This window comes from Halomonas sp. ATBC28 (genome assembly GCF_005937175.1).
GTDB classification, from domain to species: Bacteria; Pseudomonadota; Gammaproteobacteria; order Pseudomonadales; family Halomonadaceae; genus Vreelandella; species Vreelandella titanicae.
Genome location: NZ_VCQL01000074.1, coordinates 1 through 743, shown reverse-complemented (window position 1 = coordinate 743; position 743 = coordinate 1). Strand labels below are relative to the sequence as shown.

Below are 743 nucleotides of genomic sequence, written 5' to 3'. Positions count from 1 at the left end.
TGCTGAGCCGCTTTGCCCGCTTCACGGGCATCCCAGGCGGAGTAGATCGGCTCGGGAATATGGAAGGGCGCATGGGGCCAGTCGAGCTGAGTGCGTGCCAGGGCCACTTCGTCGTCGCCTAAGGGGGCGCCGTGGGCGTCTTCCTTGCCCTGCTTGTTGGGGGCACCAAAGCCAATGATGGTCTTGCAGATAATCAGGCTCGGCTTATCGTCGTGGCTCTTGGCCAGCTCAATAGCGGCTTTCACCTCTTCAGGCTTATGACCATCCACATTGGGCACCACGTGCCAGCCGTAAGCTTCAAAACGCTTGGCGGTATCGTCGGTAAACCAGCCTTCCACTTCGCCATCGATAGAGATGCCGTTGTCGTCATAAAGGGCGATCAATTTACCCAACTGCTGGGTACCGGCCAGCGAGGCCGCTTCGTGGGAGATACCTTCCATTAAGCAGCCGTCACCCAGGAAACACCAGGTGTGGTGATCGACGATGGTGTGACCGGGACGGTTAAACTGCGCCGCCAGGGTTTTTTCCGCGATGGCAAAACCCACGGCGTTAGCAAAGCCCTGACCCAGCGGGCCAGTGGTGGTCTCAATGCCCGGCGCGTAGCCGAATTCCGGGTGTCCGGCAGTAGGCGAGTGCAACTGGCGGAAATTCTGCAACTGTTCCAGGCTCAGCTCGTAGCCGCTGAGGTGGAGCAGCGAGTAAAGCAGCATGGAGCCGTGGCCATTGGAGAGCACAAAGCGGTC

Annotated in this window: 1 pseudogene; it reads right to left on the bottom strand. The window is 59.6% G+C overall.

Annotated elements, in window-relative coordinates:
- A pseudogene (locus tag E0L35_RS25370) lies at positions 1 to 743 on the bottom strand (thiamine pyrophosphate-dependent enzyme); the annotation flags it as partial.